The organism is Pseudenhygromyxa sp. WMMC2535, from assembly GCF_011083025.2.
The window spans coordinates 7,368,942-7,391,463 of sequence record NZ_JABJWV010000001.1; the positions used below are offsets into that span (position 1 = coordinate 7,368,942).

9 protein-coding genes are annotated in these 22,522 nt (G+C 67.8%); 2 read left to right on the top strand and 7 right to left on the bottom strand.

Going from position 1 to position 22,522, the window contains the following annotated elements; translation table 11 throughout:
- Positions 1-14: 14 nt before the first annotated feature.
- The 3 genes from G6O69_RS28535 to G6O69_RS28545 form a co-directional block, all read right to left on the bottom strand.
- On the bottom strand, positions 15-9,065 hold the full coding sequence (locus tag G6O69_RS28535) for a neuraminidase-like domain-containing protein (protein ID WP_172306637.1): 9,051 nt from the start codon (positions 9,063-9,065) through the stop codon (positions 15-17).
- Positions 9,066-9,358: 293 nt separating this feature from the next.
- A complete protein-coding gene (locus G6O69_RS28540; protein WP_172306638.1) occupies positions 9,359-9,877 on the bottom strand; it encodes a hypothetical protein in 519 nt (172 codons plus the stop codon).
- Between the two features lie 667 nt (positions 9,878-10,544).
- Positions 10,545-14,516, bottom strand: coding sequence for a serine/threonine-protein kinase (locus tag G6O69_RS28545; protein WP_176397138.1), 3,972 nt, complete (start codon positions 14,514-14,516; stop codon positions 10,545-10,547).
- A gap of 256 nt (positions 14,517-14,772) precedes the next feature.
- Between G6O69_RS28545 and G6O69_RS42410 the strand changes: the two genes are divergently transcribed.
- Complete coding sequence (locus G6O69_RS42410; protein ID WP_172306640.1) at positions 14,773-17,100, top strand: (Fe-S)-binding protein; 2,328 nt, start codon at positions 14,773-14,775, stop codon at positions 17,098-17,100.
- A complete protein-coding gene (locus G6O69_RS28555; protein WP_172306641.1) occupies positions 17,097-17,420 on the top strand; it encodes a BolA family protein in 324 nt (107 codons plus the stop codon). Before G6O69_RS42410 ends, G6O69_RS28555 begins: the two co-directional genes overlap by 4 nt.
- A 1,061-nt stretch (positions 17,421-18,481) precedes the next feature.
- Here the strand turns inward: G6O69_RS28555 and ybeY are convergent.
- The 4 genes from ybeY to G6O69_RS28575 all read right to left on the bottom strand — a co-directional run bounded on the left by ybeY (position 18,482) and on the right by G6O69_RS28575 (position 22,454).
- A complete protein-coding gene (ybeY, locus tag G6O69_RS28560; protein WP_172306642.1) occupies positions 18,482-18,994 on the bottom strand; it encodes an rRNA maturation RNase YbeY in 513 nt (170 codons plus the stop codon).
- A 102-nt stretch (positions 18,995-19,096) separates the two neighbouring features.
- Complete coding sequence (locus tag G6O69_RS28565) at positions 19,097-19,942, bottom strand: SDR family oxidoreductase (RefSeq protein WP_172306643.1); 846 nt, start codon at positions 19,940-19,942, stop codon at positions 19,097-19,099.
- An 87-nt stretch (positions 19,943-20,029) separates the two neighbouring features.
- Positions 20,030-20,455 (bottom strand): Rrf2 family transcriptional regulator, encoded by a 426-nt coding sequence (locus G6O69_RS28570; RefSeq protein WP_172306644.1) that lies wholly within the window; start codon positions 20,453-20,455, stop codon positions 20,030-20,032.
- Positions 20,456-20,501: 46 nt separating this feature from the next.
- Entirely contained in the window at positions 20,502-22,454 is a 1,953-nt protein-coding gene (locus G6O69_RS28575; RefSeq protein WP_172306645.1) for an HD family phosphohydrolase, read from the bottom strand.
- Positions 22,455-22,522 lie beyond the last annotated feature (68 nt).

The window sequence follows — 22,522 nt, forward strand, 5'->3', positions numbered from 1 at the left end:
GCTCGAGGGCAGGTTCAGGCCTGGTCGCGGAAGAACACCACCACCACCAGCTCGCGCACCTTGTCCGCGTCGAAGCGCGTGTGCGCGTCGCCGTAGCTCACGCCCAGGCCGGCGTTGGCGACCTCGGCCTCGTCGATCGAGAGCGTGAAGCTCCCCGGCGCCTCGGCCCCGTCCCAGCTCGCCAGCATGTGGCCGTCGAGCTCGGCGCTGGACGCAAAGCCTCCGAGGCTCGCCTGCCCCGCGCTGGGCACCGTCAAGCTCGCGGGCATGGCCGCGGGCGCGTCGGTGGCGAGCACCAGGCGAAGTCCGGCGATCTCCAGGTTGGTGCGCTTGGCGAAGGCATAGGGGAAGCGGCTCGCGTCCAGGCTCATGGTGAAGCTGCGCGTCGCCTCGCCGTGCTCCTCGCGCAAGAACGCGTACCAGGCGTCAGCGAAGTCGACCGAGGCCCGCAGCATCATCGCCGCGCCCGCGCCCCCGCTTTGCTGACCGAGGTAGGTCTGCGCCGCGCTGACCGTGGCCAGGCTGCCCTGAGCCGCCTGCGCCTGGGCAGATCCACCCTCGCGGGCGGTGTAGCGGATCGTCAGCAGCACGTCGCCGATCGACTCGTAGTCGAACTGACGAAATTCTCCCGGTAGCTCGACGTGCCAGGTGCTGATCGCACCGGCGCCCTCGAAGGGCAGGTAGCGCGGACCCTCCAAGCTCGGCTCGAACAAGCCGGTGCTGTCGCGCCCCGAGCTCGTGGCGATGCGCTCGACTTGGCCGTAGCGGTAGACGAAGCGGCTGTCGTTCTCGACCTCCGCGTAGGCGCCCCCCGTCTCGACGCGCATCCTGCTCGACTCCAGGGTCAGCGTGCAGCCTCCGCCCACGTGCGGGCCCGCGACGGCCGGCATCGCCACGCTCACCGACTTGATCCGTCGACGGATCTGCCCGGGGTGGTCGAGGTCGTAGATCCACTCGGGCACCGTGAAGTAGCAGCTGCCCGTCTCGCGCAGGACCGCGAGGGCGTAGGGATCGACCTTGGCCAGCGAGACGACCTTGGTCAGCTCGTACTCCCGCTCGTAGTTGTCGATGTAGGCCGCGTCCATCCGCCGCAGATCCTGGACGAGCAGGTCGCCCGCGAGCAGCCCCGCGTGGGCCTGATCCCAGTACTGGTAGCCGATGAAGCTGTCGTCGCGCTGAAGCTCGAAGCGGTAGGCCTGCTCCGCGCCCAGGGCCATGCGAAACGCGAGGTTGTAGGCTTGCTTGTAGACCTGCTTGATCTGCTTGACCATCCAATCGTAGAGCTGGTCGTTGGTGTAGCGCCCGCGCATGAACACGTCGACGGCTTCGGCGTCGGCGATCCGCTGGTCATGGGCGTCGAGCTCGGCCTTGGCGACCTCCACCTGGGTCTGGGCGGCGACCTTTTGGGCCTCGAGTTGATCCAGCTCGTGGCTGGCCAAGGTGATCTGGAGTGACCAGTCTTCCGCGCGCCGAATATAGCTCGCACTCGTCGCGCTCATCCCTGCCTCCATGCTGGCGATACTGGACTGAGCGTGAAGGATCCCCGCGCTTTCGCTCTCCATGCGCGAAAAGAGTGTCCCGCCGATCGACGTGGTCAGCTGGGGCGAGCTCGCAAAGCCTTGGATACCGATCTGAAGATCAGGGATCAGGCTCAGCTTCTTGGCTAGCTCGAGGTGACTCAAGGCCGCCTTCGTCGAGGTGAGGGCAGCTCCCGACGCAAACCGTTGAGAAGCCTCTTCCACGAGCTCACCGCTGTCGATCAAACCCTGATAGTGATCGAGGCGCGCCTGGTGTGTCGCCATCGCTCGCTCGAGGCCGTCGATCAGTAGCTCGGCGTGAGTCAGCTGAAGCTCACGGACCGCTCGAACACGTCCGAGCAAGGCGGGCTCCTGCCCGGCTCGAAGCTGAGCCAGGGCCGCAGCGTCCTTCTTCTCGAGGTTCTGCAGTAGGTTCGAGCCGAGGCCGCGAACCTCCCCCGCGAGCTCCAGCGCTTTGCCCAGCAAGACCCGGAAGCGATGCGTGGGCGCTCGACCCGACGAGGACGACAGCGCCGAGCTGAAGTCCCCCGCGAGCGCAGCCGCGGAGACCAGCGCCATGGGATCGATGGCCGGCTCGAAGAGCGCGAGCGTGCGCTCGATCCCCTGGAGGTTCTGACAGCGACGGATCTTGTCGAGCCGATCGTCGACGGTGTCCCAGTAGCCGAGGAGTTCGGCATTTGGCGGAATACAGAAATACCAGGTGTGTGGGAGCCGGGCCATGGAGGTGAGCGAGTCGCTTCCTCCGTCTGTATCGGTCTGCATCGAGCTCGAGTGCGCAAGAGAACCCAGGGTGTAGTTCTCGAGTTCGACCACCGCATTGCTGAACGCGTCCAGGCTACCTGACTCCAGCTCCTCGAAGTTTTGGACGGTAGGGCCTCCTTGAGGATCGACCTGCACGGGACGCTGCCCGAGGATGTTCTGGGCCATGATGTACAGCTGCGTGGCCTCGTTGATCGACTCGATGCTATCCCGTGCGAACAGGCTGTCCCCCCATGCTATCAGGTTGTCGAGGTAAGCCATGACTACTGCGCGCTGATAGGCGCCATCACGCAGGCCCGCGATCAGGTGGGGGTCGAAGGGGTTTCGACGCCAGCGCCAGATCTGATACTCGAAGGCCTCGCGGGCCGCGAGAATCTCCTGATCGCTCCCCTCGTAGTGCAGCAGCAAGAGCAGTTCGTGGATATCCGATGGCTGAGCGCTCTCGAAGAACGGCTTGATCTGCCAATAGCGGGCGGGCACATCTCCCGAGCTCGCGGTTGGATCAAAGATCCTCCGCAGCCATGTGTCGGCCTCCTCGAAGCGCTGACTCGCGCTCAGTCGCTTGGCGAGCAGCAAAGGCGCATGAAAGAAGATCTCCCAGTTGTAGAGGCTGTAGGCACCACCAGGGCTGAAGTCGACATTTGCCAGTGGCCAGGGAGTGTCGATTTTGTTGGGGTCGTAGTAGGTCTCGCTGAACACCTCATCGCTCAGGAGCTGGCGCCCGAGAGTGCCCGAAGGGTCTTGATCTTCCGTCGGCGAGAGCAAGCCCGCGACGCCATGGGCACGTACTTGCCCCATGAAGCGAGCTGTGTGCGGATGTTCGAACATCACGGCCGAGAAATATTTACCTTGCCAGGGAAGGCTGCTCCCTGTGGCCTCCTTGGTTGCCAGCGTGTTGTAGACACCCGCAGCGAAGTTATCCTCGACGACGGTCACAGCCTCGAGTTGCGTGGACACCCAAAGACCATTTGCGACATGGTCCGGTGAGAACAGGCCTGACCCTGCGCTCCATTTCGACTGAACCTCCAGCGAGTCGGCTGCGAGGAGACTGTACTTTGGGTCCGTGTCTTTGCTCGCCAGGCTCAGGCTCGGTGTTTCCGTTTTGAACCCGCCCAGCTCCATGAAAGGCGCCCCCTCGATATCGCCGGGATCCACCATCCCCAGGGTCCAGTTCCCCGCGAGGTAGATGTCCCGAGGTTCCAAGTAAAAGCTCCGCCAGCGATCTTGGTAGAAAAAGCCCGTATCACCGACGAGCGCGGCTCGATCATCCTGTGCGAAGACGAGCCGATATCCCGTGGGCGGCGCACTCATCAAGGTCGTCGACTGTGTTCGCCACGGCCACTTGGTCTCCGTGGTCTCCAGACGCAGCTTATCGGGAGAGTCTGACGCCGAGCGCAGCGCTTGCGCGGCGTTGCGGTGGCTATTGTACTCGTAGGACCACTTCTCCAGAGTCTCGGGCTCCTCGATCTCCGTGAGCGCTTGAGCCACGACCTCGCCTCGGCTCGCGTCGAGGAGGAAGCGGCCAATGACGGCGTACACCACAGTCGAGGCGTAGATGTTTCCCTCTAGAATCCCGAACTCTGTTTCCGAAGGTGCTTTATAGCTTCGAACGCAGACCTCGAGAGTTGGCTGTCCCGTCGCGGTGTTGATCACGTTGCGAGTGGCCAATCGAGCATTTGCCACATAGTCGTCAGCTTGAAACTCGGAGAAGGCCCGATCTGCGACACGAAAGCTCCCGCTGTTCCGCGGGGCGCTCCACTCGTCGAAGCGGCGCTCCATCCAATTGAGGGAGATCTCCATTACTCCCTTACCGCGGGACCCGGCAGTCTGGTCATCTTCGCTGACACTCTCGATCTCGTCCATTGTCAGACGGAAAGTTGGCCACATGACATAGAGACGACCATTGAACACCACCGGCAACGCGTGGTCGCCCTCGATCTCAACGGGGAGCTCCACCCAGGCCGTCCATACGCGTCCGTCTTCGCGCGTTCGGTAGAGCCAGCGATGCGGCTCACCTCGTGTGCGCGCGAGGACGTGCAGGCGATCGAGCTCGGTCTGGCCGTCTCGCTCTCGCACGAGCCCCATTACCTCCGGCTTGGCGATGCTCTCCAGCCCCCCGAGGTAGCCCAAGAACGCCCGCTCGGTCAGCTTCTCGCTCGGCTCGTCCTGGGCCAGGACCGCCTCGAGCTCTGCGTAGAGCGGCGACTTGTCGCTGCGCAGCTCGGGCTCGACGAAGTTCTCGGGGTACAGGAACACCTTGCGGTTGGCCTCCCAGACCCGGTAGTTCTTCATCCACCGGTACTGCACGGCGGCGTCGGCGTCGAATTCGATCCCCGCCTCGAGGTTGAGGAACACGCGCTGGATGAACAGCTGGATCGAGCTCAGCGCGAGCTTGATCCGGCTGGTGCTCGCGCACGCGCTCATCTCCACGTCGAGCAAGTAGTGGGCGTAGAGCGCGTTCTCGTTGGCGAAGCTCACGCCCTCGTCACCGCGCGCGAGCAGATAGCCGACCAGGGCGTCGCGCTGGCGCTCGCGCAGATGATCACGCAGGGCCTTGCCCGTGCTCGCCCAGGAGGCGTCGCCGTGACTCGCCCGCAGCGACAGGCGCAGGGCGTCGGCCTCGCCAGCGCTGGCCTCTCCCGCGGCCAGGCTGACGATCATCGACGCGCTCACGCCCACCCGAGTGACGAGCTCGAGGGCGTCGAGCAGGGTCATGAACGCGGCCTCGTCGTCGAAGTCCTCCGGCGCGCTCAGGCCGTAGAGCTGACGCAGCGCGCTGACATCATCCGTACGCCAGCCGCCCCACTCGGCGAGCAGGGCGTCGACCTCGTCGACGAGCGCGATGGCCCGCAGCTGCTCGAGGGTGTCCCCGATCTCGGTGAATCGAGCTCGAGCGCGGGCGACCGCGGCCATCCGCGACCACGCCGCGAAGTCCGTCTGCGTGGCCTGGCTGGCGCCGAGATCGTCGACATGCAACCAGGGCGAGGGCTCCGGGGCGCCCTCGCCGTAGAGGTAGGTCAGGTCATCGGCGTCGAAGCCGTGCGCCATGACGAGCGCGCCGGCCTTGTACAGGCGCGTGAAGGCTTCGGCCACCGAGCTCGTCGGCTCGCCCTGCGCGTCGACGTTGCCCCCAGACTCGAAGCTCTCGACCAGGGCAGCCTCTTCGGCGCCTCGCATGACCGTGACGAGGAGCTGCTCCCCGAGGTCGACGGCCAGGCCCAGGCCATCGGACAGGGTCTGGATGGTCACGGCTCGCCGCGCCCGCGCCTCGAGCCAGGGCAGCAGCTGATCGAGCACGTGTTGGTAGCGGGCGCTGCGATCGTCGAGCTCTCCGGCCCCGACCAGGGCCGCCTGCGAGGCCGCGAGATCGACCAGGAAGCCGCCGAGCTCCGCCGCGATCGTGCTGGTCTGGGTCGCCTCGTCTTCGCTGGAGGTCCCCGCGATGATCGCCATGAGCGCGTCGAGGCGCACCGCGTCGGCCGCGAGGTCGGCGGGCTCACTCGGCGCCAGGTACTCGGCGAGTGCGTCACGCAGGCGCGCACCGCTGGGATCGGCGACCAGGGCGTAGCCCTCGGACACACCCGCGAGCTGCTCGTCGAGCAGCGTCAGCAAGGCGATCGTGGCGTCCGAGTCGGGCTCGATCCCAGCGGTGGTCGGCGCCTCGTGCAGGAGGATCCAGCCGAGCGCCTGGGCCGAGAAGGGCGAGTCGAGCACGAGCTGCGCGGCGTCGAGGAAGTCGGCGGTCCGCTGCAGGCCGGCCATGTCGACCACGCTCGCTGCGTCGTCGTGAAAAGGATCGATGCCCGTCAAGGCGATCAGTCGCCGCAGCTCGGTCAGCGTGACCCCGAGCGCCCGCGCCAACGTGACTCGGCGGCGCGCGGCCGAGAGGATCGCCAGGTTCGTGGTCGTGTCCGCGGGCATGCCCGCAGTGCTCAGCCAGCTCACGAGCTGCCCGATCTCGGCGCTCGACACCCCGAGGGCCGCCGCGACCACGCTCATGCGCGCGTCGTCGGACATCGCCAGCGCCGTGGCGCTCAGCTCGTCGCCGTCGAGGGCGAAGTTGGAGCCCTCGGGATCGGCGATCAAGGTCCGGCGCAAGAACGCGCTGGCGTAGCGCGAGGGGGCTTCGCTGTCCTCTGGCGGCGTCCGAAGATCGATCCCCGCCCACAGCTCGAAGAGCGCGAGTCCGTCGAGCTCGAGGCGCTCGCCGATCGCCGCGACCGCGCCCAGGCGCTGGAGGAAGGCCGCATCGAGGCTGCCCGGAGTGGGCGCGAAGGCCCGCAAGGCGGCGTCGAGCTGGTAGGCGGTCCAGCCCAGCGCCCCTTGCAGTCGAACGAAGCGATGCCAGCGCTCGAGGTGGGCGTCGCTGAGCCCGTCGACGCTGGCCTGGGAAAGATCGCACTCGTCGGGGAAGGCCGCGAAGCTCATCGAAAGCCCCTCCCCTACGAAGGAAGTCTCCAGGAGCACCTCGAGCGCGTCGAAGTCCTGCCCGGAGGTCTCGAGCACCGCCTCGACGCTGGTCAGAGTGGCCGCGCTCTCGCCATTCCACGAGTCGAGGGTGGAGAAGCCCTCGCCCCCGGTGATCGCGGCTGCCATGGCCGCGGATAGACCGAGGCGCGCCCGCGAAAGGGCGTCGGCATCGGCAGAGACGTCGAAGGTCTCGAGCAGCGCGTGGCGGGAGACGCCGAGCTCGTCGAGGTAGAGGTCCGCTTCGGTGCGATCGAGATCGAAGGGCAGGTTCCAGGGGTAGGCCGCGGCGACCAGCTCGGTGTAGGCCCCTTCGTCGCGGTGCTCCGGGCGCAGCGCGAGCTCCTCGGCCGTCCAGGTGGTCTGCCAGTGGCTGGCCGCGGGCGCCTCGCCCTGAGACACCCGGGTCTCGAGCAGCTCGTTGACCAGATCGATGTAGGGCAGCGCGGTCGACCCGTTGGCGCAGGAGAGATCGATCTTGGTCAGGTCTGGCCGCCGGGCCTGGAGGTCGGTGAGCGCGTCGCTGCCCGTGCCTGGCTGCTGACGCAGGAACTGTAAGAGATCGACCATGTAGGCCGCCGGGCTGAACACCGAACGGCAGTGCTCACAGCCGCAGTAGTCCATCGAGCCAAACAGCGCCTCGAGGTCGGGGGCCGAGGACGGGAGCTCTCTGGTCTGGAGCACCGGCCCGATGTTCACGGCGTTGAAGCTCGGCGCGTGCTTGCTGAGCAGCGCGAGGGTCATGCCGTAGACGTGCGAAGCGCGATCGTAGACCGCCCGCGCGCGGATCTTGCCGAGCTCCCCTTCCCCGAAGTTCGCGGCGAAGCGACGCACGAAGGCCACCGGACCCATGGCGTCGACGTCGGCTGCCGAGCGGATCCCCGCCACGTAGAGCGGCTTGAGCGTGTCGTAGGTCGAGCCGCGGGGCGCCATGTAGCTCAGGCGCTGGATCGTCTTGACGTTCTCCAGGCAGGCCGCCCGCCGGTCGTCGCTCGTCGGGACCTCGTCGAAGGCCGTGGGGTTCGCGTCGAGGTAGCGCTGGACCACCGCGTCGCGCAGGTCGAAGTCGGGGTTTTGGGTGAAGAAGGTGTCGAGATCCGTCGCCCCGCCGAGCTCGGCGGCGTCACGCTTGATCCGCTCGTGGACGACCCGGGTCGGGACCGTGTCGGAGACCAGACGCGCGATGGTCTCCGCGTAGCGCTGGACGCGATCGCTCTCGTCCCAGGACTCGGGGATCGACGTCGGCACGCCGACGCCCGCGTTGATCAGCGTCTTCCAGCCTTCGACGTCGATGGTGGCGAGATCCCCGAATTCGAGGATTGGATCCTGGGCGTCGTTGCGCTTGGCCTGGAGCACGTCGATGAGCTCCTGGTGCCCGTTGCAGACCGCCTGGACCTGGAGGCTCCACTTGTAGGTGTCGTGGACGTCCTGGCCGAGCTCGGGGTCGGCGATGACGGCGCTCCAAAAGCTGTCGAGGTCTCCATCGTGAGCCGCATATTTGGCGAGGAAGGCCCGCTGCACGGACTCGGCCCCCTCGGCGCTCTCGCGCCCCGCAGAGTCGATCATCTTGCGAAATTTGGAGCTCTCTCCCGTCAGCTGATCGGTCCAGACCGCGACGTCGATGGCCAGAGAGTCGAGCGCGGTGATATAGGCAGCGAGCGTGGTGTCAGCAATCTCATCGATGAGGTTGCGGGTGACAGCGCGCTCCAGAGCCGCTCGCTGAACCTCTGGACCCTGCGCCAGCAGCTCGGCGAGGGTCGGAGACAGACCCTCGCGCAGCATGCCGTAGAAGGCCTGGGCACCAACCGCCCGCTCACTCAAGTCCGCGAGGCGATGGGCGTGGATGAACAGCGCGATGACCGAGGCAGGGAAGCCCGCCTTGCTGGCCAGGTATTCGATATCGTCGAGGGCCAGATCTGCATAGTCGATCTTCGAAGCCCCCTCCCATGCGAGGGGCTCGACCGCGACATCGACTCTACGGAACTCGGAGCGACCGCGGTAGCTCTGGCCGCCCGTGACGATGTCCACGCGGTGCTCCCCTTCACCAAGCTCGAAGAGCACCACGGAGCGGCCGAGCTCCTCGGAGGTCGAGACATCGGTGACGACGACTTCGAAGTCTCCGCTCTCGACATCACTCCAGGTAAACCCGACCGTATAGCTTCCTCTGGTGTCGGTCGTCGCAGTCGGCTGGCGCGCGTCATTGTCGCGCAGGGTGGTCTTGCGATAGATCGTGACCAGGCGGCCGCTCTGGGGCTCTCCAGCAGTGTCGACGACGGTCCCTTGGAAGGTGAAAGTGGCCATGGTGTCTCTTCTTCTCCAGATAGCGAAGCTCGCCGTCCCGGCCGCGGAGCCGGAGATACGACGATTTTCGATTGATGTCGGTTGAAGCTATCAGGATCCAACTGGCGTTCAAGAAATTAATATGCACATTTTTTGAAGACAAAATTTCATGAGCGAACGCAATCCAATTTTCATGACGGTTTCAGGCTCGAGCGACACGCAGGCCTGGGCCCCGTCTGTGTGGTCGGCTTCCTCCCCGAGGTTGGTGCCCACGACGCACACCATCGATACTGACACCAAGGAGCGCAAAATTCTCACTGCGCCAGGCTTGTCGCCCCGCAGGCGCCCCATTTTTCAGAGCGGATCCGATCCTCCTCATTTCGCGCGGTTCGAAGCAAGGGAGCCATCGACGCTTCGAGTTCTGGCCAAGCGCGCGCCAAAGCTTCCGTATCAGCACTTGCAAGTTCTCCAAGTCGAGACACCTCGAGTCCGTTGATGGCATACGCATCACATGCATCGAAGAGCCGCACGAGCAGCTCTTGCTTTGTGGAGCCAGTTCTTTCGGACCGGAGAATGATGCACCCGGCGAGAAGATCGCCGTAGTTCTCCGGCAGTACCACCCCAGTTTCTTCGAGAGCCGCGCTCAAGCTGGCCTGCGCGGCTTCTCCCGACCCACACATGCTCAGGTTCAAGATCCATTCGGAGGGTCGATCGAGCTCCGAGATTCGAGAGTCGGCCCAAGCTCTCAGAGCCTCGGCGTCCCATAACTCGGAGTCCACGATCGCATACAGAGATACGAGTAGATCTGTCAGCACTGCCGCCGCCGTCGCCATCTCGCTGATCGTCGTCTGATCTGCGCTCCCTGCCCAGTCATTTTTCGCGCTTGGATCCAGCGGGAGCTAGAGCTCTTCCGCCACCGGCAGGCCCTCGAAGTCGTTTCCCCGCGTCGTTCACCAAGAAGAGCCGCTCGAGTCGGCGGTGCTGGGGTGTCCTCCAAACTGGGGCAGGCTCACACATCGTGGTCTTTGGTCTGTGTGGCGTCAACTAACGCATATCAGGCGGCCCGACATATATCGCCCCACGATCACGGGGAGGGGCCTCGGCTCTCCAGTTCATTTTCGATAGAACTCGACTTGCAAGCTCTCGTACCCGTTCCCACTCCAATGCCGTCCTGAGAGCTTCAGGAGTCCAAAGATGAGCATTGTCGGGGCAGCTCATCTTCTCGAGTTGAGCATCGAGCGCCGTGATCGCTTCTCGTTGAGCAGAGAAGAGTTCAGTGCCACATGAGCCGCCGAGAAACGGCCCCTGAGTCTCTTCGTGCTCGAGAGCTAGTTCGTCTGCGATCACGGTAAAATCCGGAAATAGCTGCTCCTGATCATCGGCCGGTCGTGCAAGCGCCTGCACGGCCCACATGAAACGGCGCTCTTCTGTGCTGATTTTTGAGCTTGTCATCCTCCGCCCCTCCGAATGAGATGCGCCTGACCTCGTCTGGCGTCACGATTATCCCACCGACCTCTCCCCCTCGAGCCGCGCGACCACGGCCAGCGCCCCCCAGCCCCGATAGGTCGCAACCGCAGCCTCTCGCGCCGCCTGTTCGGCGAGCCCATGCCCGCGGCGACGATAGAGCGCCGCGAGCCGCTCCGAGGCGAGCCCGGCGACGCAGTGCATCGACTGCGCCTCCGCGCGCCTCCGGGCGAGCTCGTAGGCCTGCGCGGCGGCGTCGTCACGACCGCGACCCACGGCGATCTCCGCGTCGACGATCGCCCGCATCGCCGTGTAGTTCTCGGGGCAGTCACGCTCGTATTCGCGGGTGATCAACCGGCAGCGACGCAGCTCGCGGTAGAGCCCCAGGCGCTCGAGGCCCTTGGTCGCGCGCAGGCGGTCACCGAGCAAGATCGCGTGGAGCATGGCGAAGCGCGGGAGGTTCCAGCTCCCGCGCAGCTGGCTGTCGTAGTCGGCGTAGATGGTCTGCGCGCGGGCGTGGGCGCGCTCGAGGTCGCCCAGCAAGATCGCCGCGCAGACCTCGACGACCACGCAGTTGAGCTGCGTGAGGCGATAGAGCGGGTCGAGGACCTCGGCTTCGATCACGGGCACGCCCTCGCGGAGGCTGCGGGCGTAGCTGCGGTGGACGACGGCGATCTTGCGGTACTCCTCGCCGCCGAGCTCGGGCTGGCGCGCCTGGGCGTGGTCGAGGTAGGCCAGGCCCGCGTCCAGGGAGTCGCCGACGTCGAGCAAGAAGCCCGTCCCGACCACGGCGAGGTAGCTGGCCGCGCGCCACTGACCGAGCTCGCAGGCCCGGGCGTGGGTCGGCGCGAAGTGGGCCAGGGAGTCGCGCAGGGGTCGGCAGCGCGGGTGGACGAAGAGCAGGTCGACGACCTTGGCGGAGAACAGCGACTCGGCCGGGGCGAGGCCGTGGTCGGCGAGGGCCAGGGCGCGGTCGGAGAGGCCGCCGGCGTCCCGCGCCCGGCCGAGGACGCACACGCAGTAGGCCAGCGCCATCAACACGTAGGTGGCGCGCTCGTGCAGGCCGTGGCGGGCGAGCAGCTGCACGTATCGAGCGGCGAGCACCATGTAGAGCTCGCGGCTGACGAGCACCGCGACCGGCAAGGCGAGGGCCAGGAGGTCCATCTGCGCCTTGACGTGGGCGTCTTCGACGGGCTGGAGCGCCCGCAGCTCTTCGAGGGAGGCGCGGCCGAGGACCCGCCAGGCCCGCGAGACCTCGCGCTTGGCGACCTTCAGCCGCGGGCGCTCGGGGATCGGGATCCCCAAGCGCCCGAGCGCCGCCCGGGCCTGGGCGATCAGCTCGACGGGTCGATCCTGCAAGGAGAGCATGGCCAGGCGCCGCGCCGCGACCTCGCCAAATTCGGCCGATGACAGCGCCCAGGCTGCGAGGGCGTCGAAGGCCCCGTCGGCGGCCGCCCCTGCGCACATGGCCCAGGCTTGCGCGTGGCCCAAGCTGATCTCGAAGCACAGCTCGCGCGCATCCCCGGCGCCCTGCCTGGCGGCGTCCAGCCACGGCTCGGCGAGGGCCAGGGCGTAGCCAAAGTAGCGCTTGGCGGCGTCCCAGGCGGTGGCCGAGAGGGCGCGCTCTCCCGCGTGACAGTTGAGGCGCGCGAGCTCCAGGCGGCGCGCGGGCTCGAGCGCGTCGAGGGCCACGGCCCACCGCCCCGAGCTGCGCTGGCCCACGCTCTCGCGCTCCCCCGGGACCTCTCCAGGCTCGAGGCCTGCGCCGCTTTGTGTGTCCTCGGGGGGGTCCTCCGCGCCGTGCCGAGTCGGGCTCTGGCCGAGGCCCTCGCCTTCGTCGAGGTGATCGACGATCGAGAACAGCAGCTCGCCCGGGGCGTCGGGGCCGTGCTCGGCGAGCAGGCGTTCTCCATAGGCGCGGTGCAAGGCCGCCCGCCGCGACGCCGGGAGCCCGTCGAGGAGCAGCCCACGCAGGCGCTCGTGGGCGAGCTCGAGGACGCCCTGGCCAACGAGCAGCTCTGCGCGCACGAGGCCGTCGAGCTCGGCGGCGGCGTCGGGATGGCTGAGCGCCAAGACGGCCTTGCGAGACACCGGCGCGCCGGCGAGGGCGACGACCTCGACGGCCTCACGGGCCGCCGGCGCGAGGGCGTCGAGGCGTCGGGTCAAGAGCGCGTCGAGATCGAGCTGATCCTCCCCGTGATCGTCGGCGAGCACCATCTGCGAGATGAACAGCGGGTTGCCGCCCGCGCGCAGGGCCAGGGCTTGCGCGCGGCGCTCGAGGGTCGCCGATTGCTCGCCGCGCTCGAGGAGGAGCGAGCGCGCGAGCGAGAGGGCCTCGTCGTCGAGCAGCGGCCCGAGCACCAGATCGAAGGTCGCGCTCGACTCGCCCGACTCGGGTCGCAAGCTGGTGATCCGCCCGGAGGCGTCGCCGCGGTAGCCGAGCACGAGGGTCATGGCGGGCTGCTGCGGGCCGCGGATCAGCGCGCGCAGCAGCTCCACGCTGTCGGCGTCGGTCCACTGAAAGTCGTCGATGTGCACGAGCACGGGCTGCTGCGTCCCGAGCTCGACGAGCAGCGAGCGCAGGGCGTTCCAGGCCAAGCTGCGCAGCTCACCGAGATCGAGGATCTGCATCGGGGGCTCGGGCCACAGCTCGGCGAGCACGGGGAAGACGCGGACGAGGGCGTCGAGATCTGGGGGCGTGAGCGCTTCGATGCGCGCGGGCTCGAGGCGGCGCAGCTGAGCCGAGAGCGCGTCGATGACCGCGTCGACCCCCTTGTAGGGCATCGACTCGCGCTCGCGGCAGCGCCCGTGCAGGACCATGACGGTCTCGTCGAGCTTGGCTCGCAGGCGCCGCATCAGCGCCGTCTTGCCCAGACCGCTTGCGCCGAGCAGGTGGACCAGGCTCAGGCGCTGCTCGGCGAAGGACGCGTCGAGGGCCTCGCGCAGGACCTCGAGCTCGCGCGCGCGGCCGATGAAGGGGCCCGTCGCGCGCAGGCCCGAGTCGACGCGCTCGATCGTCCGCGGCTTGGGGCTGCGCGGTGAGACCTCGAGGCCGAGCGCGTCGCCCTCTCCTGCCAGCTGCGCGAGCACGGTCCGCGCCGAGGGCCGGTCGTCACCGTGCGAGGCGAGCAGGCCGAGGCACAGGTAGCGCAGGCGCGCGGGGATGTCGGGGACGATGGCGCTCGGATCGGGCACATGGTCGCCGGACTTGTGCGCGAGCATGGCGAGGACCGAGCCCTCGAAGGGCGCGCGGCCGGTCAGGGACTCGAAGAGCATCACCCCGACGGCGTAGAGGTCCGCCGCCGGCCCGGCGCGCTCGCCCTCGACCTGCTCGGGGGCCATATAAGCCGGCGTGCCCAGCAGCTGTCCGTCGCGGGTGAAGCCGTGCTCGGGCTCGTCGAGATCGAAGACCAGGCCAAAGTCGAGCACGACGACGCGCCCGCTCTCGTCGACCAGGACGTTGGAGGGCTTGACGTCGCGGTGCACGAAGCCCTGGCGGTGGAGGCTGTCGAGGGCGGCGACGAGCTGGGTGAAGGCGGCGCTGAGGCGCTCGAGATCCGGGAGGCTGCCCTCGGGCGCGCCGCCGCGGATCCAGGCCACGAAGCTCTCGCCGTCGACGAGCTCCATGGTGAAGTAGGGCTGGCCGTCGGCCGGGACCACGAGCTCGTGCAGGCGGATGAGGTTGGGGTGCTCGACGTCCGCGAGGGCTCGAAATTCGCGCTTGAAGCGATAGAGCCGCGTCGGCGAGGTCCCGCTGAGGAGCTTGAGCGCCAGCGGCGGGCCCCCGCCAATGGCGCTCACTGCCCAGACTTCGCCCATACCGCCCGCGCCCAGCAAGCGCTCGAGCGCGTAGCCGCCGACCTGCATGCCCTGGCGATTCTTGACGGCGCGAGCTTCGGGCTCGGCCTGACCACCTGGGACGTTCACCGACACGGTGTCGGCGTGCAGATCGATGTCCTCCTCCACCGCTGTAGCGATGTTCCCGCGAGCGACTGTTCCGATCAACACGAGTCGACCAGCCCTTCACTGGGCCAATCTGGTCAATATGGCGCGGGAGAGCCAGCGCCTGGGAGACGACGGGTGGGTCGTCTCTCCCTCGAGCCCGCTGTCGCGCGTGCTCCCCCGCCCGCGCTCGCGCACGCCCGAAGCGATCCCCAATTCGCCGCCCAAAGCCGAACTTGACATCGTGATCCAGCGCGAATAACAGTGTTTTGGCGGCATAGCATGGCGGATCCTCCCGCTCGCTGTGGTATAGCGCGCTGTCGTGACCCCCCGCGTCAGCGGGGCCACCACCCCCCTTTCGGAGCCCGAGATGATCAAGCTCTTCGCCTTCGTGGTCGTCGTCGCCCTCGCCGTCGGCCTGTTCATCAAGAACCTGTCCAAATTCGTCAAGATCGCGGCCCTCGGTCGCCCAGCGAATCTCGAAGAGACCTGGGGCGAGCGCATCGCCAGCTTGATGACCTTCTTCTTCGGCCAGCGAAAGGTCGTCGAGGAGAAGCGTAGCTGGCACCACCTCGCGCTCTACTGGGGCTTTTTGATCTTGCAGGTCGGCCTGCTCGACATGCTGATCACCGGCCTGTTCGGCAAGTTCGGCTTCACCCTGGGCACGATCCTGGGCGACACCGGCCACGCCTGGCTCAAGTTCTTCGTCGACTGGGGCAACGCGGTCGTCGCCGTGGCCCTGATCTACGCCTTCTTCCGCCGCATCGTCATCCGCCCGACCTTCGTGCCGGTCAACCTCGACGCGATGCTGATCCTCAGCGCGATCTCGCTGATCGTGCTCACCCACTTCGGCCATCACATGTTCGAGATGGTCTACTCGGGTCAGATGGAGGACGGCGTGATGGTCTCCTACGCCTTTGGCTCGTGGCTGGGCATGTACTCCGGCCCCGAGTGGGCGGCGTCCTTCCCCGGCGGCGGCAGCAGCGGGCTGCTCGTCGACGTCGACCGCCACACCGCCCACACGATCGCGGAGATCCACTGGTGGGGCCACATGTGCGTGGTCCTGGCCTTCCTCAATTACCTGCCCTTCTCCAAGCACATCCACGTGCTCGGCTCGGGTCCCAACATCTTGCTGCGTCGCCAGGGCCAGCGCGGGATCATGCCCAAGCTCCAGCTGATGCCGCCGGAGCCCGACGAGGACGCCGAGATCGACGAGGACGAGGAAGAGGAGGAGCCGCCGATCCCCTGGCAAAACTGGGGCGTCGGACGCATCGAGGACTTCGACTGGAAGTCGCTGGTCGACAACTACGCCTGCACCGAGTGCGCGCGCTGCACCAGCTACTGCCCGGCCTTTGCCACGCAAAAGCCGCTCTCGCCGATGCACCTCATCCACGACCTCAAGGACGAGATGAAGGCGCGCGGTGCCCTGCTGGTCGAGCTCGAGGAGGCCAAGGGCAACCTGCCCATGTACGAGCCCGACACCGGCGTCGAGGGCTTCCCGGAGGACTTCGACGAGGACTCCCCCGCCCACCGCGAGCTCCCGGCCGACGCCAACAAGGACAAGATCACGCAGATCAAGCAGATGCTCGAGGAGCTCCCGCCCCTCGTCGGCGGCCGCGTGAAGGACGAGACCCTGTGGGCCTGCACCACCTGCGGCGCCTGCCAGGAGGTCTGCCCGGTGTTCATCGAGCACCCCCTGAAGATCCTCCAGATGCGCACGCGCATCGTCCTCAACGACGAGGAGGGGCGGACCCCCGGTGACGTCACCCGCGTGATCGGCAACATCGCCGACGGCCAGGGCAACCCCTGGAACGACAACAGCGACCGCATGGCCTGGGCCGAGGGCCTCGAGGTCCCGACCATCGAGGACAAGCCCAACGCCGAGTGGCTGCTCTTCGTCGGCTGCGCCGGCGCCCTCGACGACGGGGCCAAGAAGACCAGTCAGGCCCTGGTCCGCGTGCTCCATGCCGCCGGCGTCGACTTCGCCGTGCTCGGCAAGCAGGAGAAGTGCACCGGCGACACGCTGCGCCGCCTCGGCGCCGAGGACAAGTTCCAGGAGCTCGCCGCCGAGCAGGTCGAGACCTTCAACGAGCACGGCGTCACCAAGGTGATCGCCACCTGCCCGCACTGCTTCCACGTGATCAAAAACGAGTACCCGCAGTTCGGCGGGGACTACGAGGTCGTCCACCACGCCGACCTGATCGCCAGGCTCCTGCAGGAGGGCAAGCTCAAGGTCGAGAACCCCCTGAGCAAGACCATGACCTACCACGACAGCTGCTACCTCGGGCGCTGGAACAAGGTCTACGACGGCCCGCGCGCCTCCATCGAGGGGGCCCTGGGCGCCAAGGGGCGCTTCGTCGAGCTCGACCGCAACCGCGAGCACGGCTTTTGCTGTGGCGCCGGCGGTGGCCGCATGTGGGTCGAGGAGGAAAAAGAGAAGCGGGTCAACGTCAACCGCTCTCAGGAGATCGTCGAGGCGGGCGTCGACGCCGTCGCCGTCGGCTGTCCCTTCTGCAAGACGATGATCTCCGACGGCATGAAGCACTTCGACAAGGACGAGGACATCGAGGTCCTCGACATCGCCCAGGTCATCGCCTCGACCCTGCCCGAAGCCCCTGCCCCCGCCTCGGAGGAAGCGAGCGCCGAGTGAGCGGCCCCCGGGAGCAGGCGATCCACGACGCCCTGGTTCGCAGCTTCGCGCCCAGCGTCCTCGAGGTGATCAACGAGTCGGGCAACCACAGCGTCCCGCCCGGCTCCGAGACCCACTTCAAGGTCGTCGTCGTCGCCGCAAGCTTCGACGGCCAGGGCCTCGTCGCCCGCCACCGCGCCGTCAACCGAGCCCTGGGAGCCGAGCTCGCCGCGGGCCTCCACGCCCTGTCGATCCAGGCCCTGACGCCAGATCAGTGGGCATCCCGCGGCGGCCAGATCCCCGCCTCTCCGCCCTGCCTGGGCGGCTCAAAAGCCGGCTGAGCCTCCCTCCAGCGCTCACCCTCACAAAGCGCCGCCCCAGCCCCGCCGAGCCAAGCTCGCGGTCCCTGGGCGCGGCGCGCTCTCGTTAAATCTTCAGGCAGACTCCCGAAGCAAACCTGCCCGCGAGGACCAGCATTCTCTTCGCAAATGAAGGACGCAGCATCGCCGGCTCGGTGCTCGACGCGGGCCCCTTCCGCTCGAGCGGCCTGCGCTTTGTTGGTCGCTCACTACCCTCGAAGCAAAGCTCCCCACAAAAGACCACCTCATCGTTGTTGGCGACGGAGACCCCCCTCGCCAAAGACGCGCACAAAAGGGACAGCAGGGGACCCTCTGAGCGAGTTTTGCGTACGAAGCGGACCTTCGGAGCGATCACCCACGAGAAGGACACCATGACTCCAACGAGCCTCCCGTCGGAGTCAGCAAGCCTGTCCGAGCGCAGAGGGTCCCCTGCTGTCCCGTGCGCGTGTCCGTCGAGCACGAACACCTCGTCCAAAAACCAAGCGGTCTCCCCAATCTACAAAGCCCCTCAAGAAACATCGATCCGCCCCGAAAGCACCCCCTGCTCCCACATCGCCGCCAACGCCATGGCGTGGTCCTGCATCCTCGCGCTCCCCACCTCGATCACCTGCCGGCTCCCCCCCAACACGACCACCTGCCACCCTCGCCGTCGCACCAGTCGATAGTTGAGGCCAGACTCCCCCCGCCCCTCGCGGACGGTCATCTCTCCCACGCGGCCGACCGGAGACCACGCGATGGCGCCAAGCGCGGGAGCACCGCCAGAGCTGCGCCGGTTCACCCTGACCTCCCGGTGCTCGTGGGTGTGCGCGATGCGGATTCCGGCAACATGAGTAGCCACGTCATCAAGTGTTCCTCGAAGTGGGCCAGGGCTCATAAATACGACCATATTTGTTGGGCGAAAATACAGATTGGTCAATTGGCGTGTTCTTCGCGTGTTTCCAGCGAATTCTCGCCCACGGCGCCGAGGGGCGCAAAGCTCGGCATTGTCCCGAACAGCGCGTCACATGACGACGAGTGGCACCAACGAACGCGTTGGTGTCATGTCATTCGTCGTCAATCGCAGGCGCGATCAGCCTGGGCACGTAGGGGCGCGGCGGATCGGCGACCGCGACGGCCCGCAGCCCGCGGCGCTCGAGCCGATGCATCCGCCGGCCTTCGGCGCGCTCGCGGTGATCGTGGCCCAGCAGGTGGGCCAGGCCGTGAACGGCGAGCACCGTGGCCTCGTCGAACAGCGCCCGCTCCGAGGACCCGGCGGCCTGGCGCTCGACGGCCTGCCAGTCGATGGCCAGGTCTCCCAGGCCCGCGCCAAAGCCCCCAGCGCTCTCGAATGAGAGCACGTCGGTCGGCCCCGCCTCACCCATGAAGCGCAGGTGCAGCGCGGCCATCTCCTCGTCGTTGACGATGCGCAGCGCCAAGCTGGCCAGGGCCTCGGGCTCGATCCCCATGCGCCGGGCGGCCGCGCGGACGCGGCGACCGAGCTCGCGGACGCAGCGCGAGGAGACGCGGGCCGCGATTGGCTCGCTGACGAGGATCTGGGGGGTCGGATACAGGGGCATGGCGTCACGCGAGCCGCTCGAAGCGGGCTCGCGCGACGATGACAGCTCGGCGATCGACCTGTCAACGGGCTGCCAGGCGCGCGCACCCGAGCGATCAGGCGCTCAGCCGAGGCTGGCCTTCACGGCCTCGGACAGCGGGGTCGTCGGCCGCCCGATCAGCTGGGAGAGCGCGGTGCCCCCGTCGTAGAGCGAGCCCCCCGCGGCGTCGACGTCCCACGACGCGAGCGATCCGGCCACGCCAGCGGGCAGACCGGCCTTCTCGAGCGCGGCGGTGTAGTCCTCCGCCGAGAGGTCGACGTAGTGGATGTCTTTCCCGGTCTGGCGCGCGACCTCGGCCGCGAAGTCCGTCAGGGTGTAGGCCTGGTCGCCCGAGAGCTCGTAGGTCTTGCCCGCGTGGCCCTCGCCCGTGAGCACGGCGACCGCGGCCTCGGCAAAGTCCTCGCGCGTGGCCGCAGAGAAGCGGCCCTGCTTGGCGCTGCCAAATACGGCGCCGTGCTCGAGGATGGCGGCCATCGACATGGTGTGGTTCTCGATGTACCAGCCGTTGCGCAGCACCGTGATCGAGACGCCGGACTCGCGCAGCGCCTCCTCGGTCGCCCGGTGGTCGACGGCGAGGCTCATCGGCGAGCTGTCGGCGCGCAGCAAGCTCGTGTAGACGATGCGCCCGACCCCGGCCTGTTTGGCGGCCGCGATCACGTCGCGGTGCTGCTGGGCGCGCTTGGCGAAGTCGTTGGCCGAGATCAGCAAGAGCGTGTCCACGCCGGCGAGCGCGGTGGGCAGCGTGTCGGGGCGATCATAGTCGGCCTCGCGCACGGTCACGCCGAGGTCGCTGGCCTTCTCGGGGGTGCGCGCGAGGGCGATGACGTCGTCGGGGCCGATCTTCTCGACGAGCTTGGAAACGACGATGCGGCCGAGCTGGCCTGTGGATCCTGCGATGGCGATGGTCATGTGGGTTGTCCTCGTGGGCCTATCGTTCGAACTGAAACTGATGCAGTTACATTTATCTGCAAAAAAATATCGTGGCGTCCACGGGCCTCAGCCGCTGGCCGCCTGCGTGCCGATGTCCCGGGTGAGGTCGGCGATGGAGGTCTGGCCGAGGGCGTCGCGCAGGGCCTGCTCGGCGGCGTCGAAGCGGCGCTGGAGCACGCCTTGGATGTGGTGGCCCACGGGGCACTTGGGGTTGGTCGCGCCGTGCATGGGGATGACCTCGGCGTCGTCCGCGACGGCGGCGTAGACGTCGGCCAGGCTGATCTCCGCGGCCGGCCGGGCCAGCGAGGAGCCCCCCCCTGCCCCGCGCTGGGAGCGGGTCAGCCCGGCCTTGTTGAGGCGCGAGAGCAGCCGGCGGATCAGCGCGGGGTTGGTGTTGACGCTGCCCGCGATCCACTCCGACGAGGTCGGCTCACCCGCCTGCGCGTCGAGCAGGGTCAGGATGTGCACCGCGACCGCCAGCTGCGTGTTCATCTGTAACCATCTTAGTCACGTAAACCGGGCGCGTCCAACCGGGCTCCTAGGGCTTGTCGCGCGCGAGCTCGATGCGCTCGTAGACCCGGCCCTCGACGAAGGCGGAGAAGAGCTCGCCGTCGAGCTTGCCCGCGCGCACCTCCATCTCGAGGATCGCCAGGGCGCGGTCGAGGGGCACGGCCTTTTTGTAGGGCCGGTCCGCGGCGGTCAGCGCGTCGAAGATATCGGCGATGGTCATGATCTGCGCCTGCACCGGGATCGGCTCGTCGGACAGGGTGCGCGGGGTCTCGGCGCCAAAGCAGACCCGCTCCGGGTAGCCGCTGCCGTTGAGGTAGCGGTGGTGCTTGAGGGCGATCTCGGGGACCTGGGAGAGCTCGCGGCCCCAGGGGATCTGGCGCAAGAAGATCCAGGTGTTCTCGACGTGGTCCTGGATCTGCCGGCGATCTTCGGCGGTGAGGCTGCCCCGAGGGATGCGCAGGGACTCGAAGTCCGCGGCGTCCAGCAGCTTGATCCGCGCGCCCGTCCCGTCGATGAAGCTCTCCTCGGCGAGGATCCGCAGCGAGGCCGAGCGGTCTTCGCCGAGCACCGAGGGCTCGTTGGCGAGCTCGACCAGCTCCTGGAGGGCGTCGACCTCGGCGAGCTTGCGGTTGATCTCCTCGGCCAGCTCCTCGCGGTTGATGGCCACGACCTCCGAGTCTTCGCTGTGCAGCATGCGCTCGAGGGCCTGCAGACGCACGGCCGTGCGCATGTGGGCGAAGCGGCCCATGATCCGCTCGTACTGGTTGGGGTAGAGCTTCTTGGCCTTGACCAGGACCTGCTCGCGCACGCCGACCTTGCCAAAGTCGTGGAGCAGCGCGGCGTACTCGAGCTCGCGCAGCTCCGCGCGGCTGAAGTGGACGCCGGAGAGCACGCCCGCGTGGGCACGATCGACGACCTCGGCCAGGCCGACGGTGAGATCGGCGACGCGCTCGCTGTGGCCGCTGGTCGTCGGGTCGCGCTGCTCGATGGCCTTGACGCTGGCACGCACGAAGCCCTCGAAGAGCGCCTCGATCTCGGCGTAGAGCCGGGCGTTCTCGAGCGCGACCGCGCCCTGGGCCGCGAGCGCCTCGCACAGGCGCCGGGCGTCGTCGTCGAAGGGCACGACGCGCTGCTCGAAGTCCTCGGGCTCGCGCAGCGCTCGGATGTCGTGGACGTCGCGGCGCGCGTTGATCAGCTGGATGACCCCGAGCACCTCGCCGTCCGGGGGGCGCATGGGCACGGTCAGCATCGAGCGGGTCTGGTAGCCAAAGCGCTCGTCGAAGCTGCGGTCGTGGGTGAAGATCCGGCCGCGACCGCTGCGCGAGCTCTCGTCGTTGCTGTAGAGGTCCGCGAGGTTGATCGGCGTGCCATAGAGCACGCAGGCGCCGACCACCGAGCCCTCGGTGATCGGCAGGTTGAACTCGGCGAAGTCGGCCTCGATCGACGCGTTCTCGGCGAAGCGAAAGCGCAGGTTCTTGTCCTCGAGGGCCGCCCCGCTCGGGCCCTCGACCACGTAGATCGAGCCGGCGTCGGCGCCCGAGAGCTGCCGGGCCTTGCTCAAGATCAGCTCCAGCACTCGGCTGGGATCGCGCTCGGCGACCAGGGCCACGCCGACGTCGAGGAGCTCGTCGGCCATCTGCGCGCGGTGGCGCAGGCGGGCGTTGTCGAGGGCCGCGTGCAGGGCCGCGTCGACCACCGCGGGGTCGATGGGCAGCGGGAGCAGGCGCAGGCGCTCGCCGTCGAGGCGCGAGAGGGCCTGGGCCAGCTCCTCGCCGGCGCCGGCGATCAACGCGACGTCGAAGCCGATCGGCGGCCGGGCCCCCGCCTCGAGCACGGCCAGCTCGGCGCCGCGATCGCGGACGATCAGGCAGCCATGAGAGACGCGCTCGAGCTGCGCCGGGTCGAAGCCCGCCTCGACGCGAGCGACGACCCCCGCAAAGTCGGCGACGGCGCTCTCGGCCTCGGGTTGGTGCTTCGACATGAGCTGCGCTGAGTATAAGGCTGGGCGTGCGCCGGGGCTCGACGCCGCGTCATGGGGCCGCGCACGCG

What these genes read in the sequence shown, in the direction of transcription:
- G6O69_RS28535 (WP_172306637.1), bottom strand. Translation starts at nt 9,065, where the DNA reads ATGGCCACTTTCACCTTCCAAGGGACCGTCGTCGACACTGCTGGAGAG.
- G6O69_RS28540 (WP_172306638.1), bottom strand. Translation starts at nt 9,877, where the DNA reads ATGGCGACGGCGGCGGCAGTGCTGACAGATCTACTCGTATCTCTGTAT.
- ybeY (WP_172306642.1), bottom strand. Translation starts at nt 18,994, where the DNA reads ATGCCCCTGTATCCGACCCCCCAGATCCTCGTCAGCGAGCCAATCGCG.
- G6O69_RS28565 (WP_172306643.1), bottom strand. Translation starts at nt 19,942, where the DNA reads ATGACCATCGCCATCGCAGGATCCACAGGCCAGCTCGGCCGCATCGTC.
- G6O69_RS28570 (WP_172306644.1), bottom strand. Translation starts at nt 20,455, where the DNA reads ATGAACACGCAGCTGGCGGTCGCGGTGCACATCCTGACCCTGCTCGAC.
- G6O69_RS28575 (WP_172306645.1), bottom strand. Translation starts at nt 22,454, where the DNA reads ATGTCGAAGCACCAACCCGAGGCCGAGAGCGCCGTCGCCGACTTTGCG.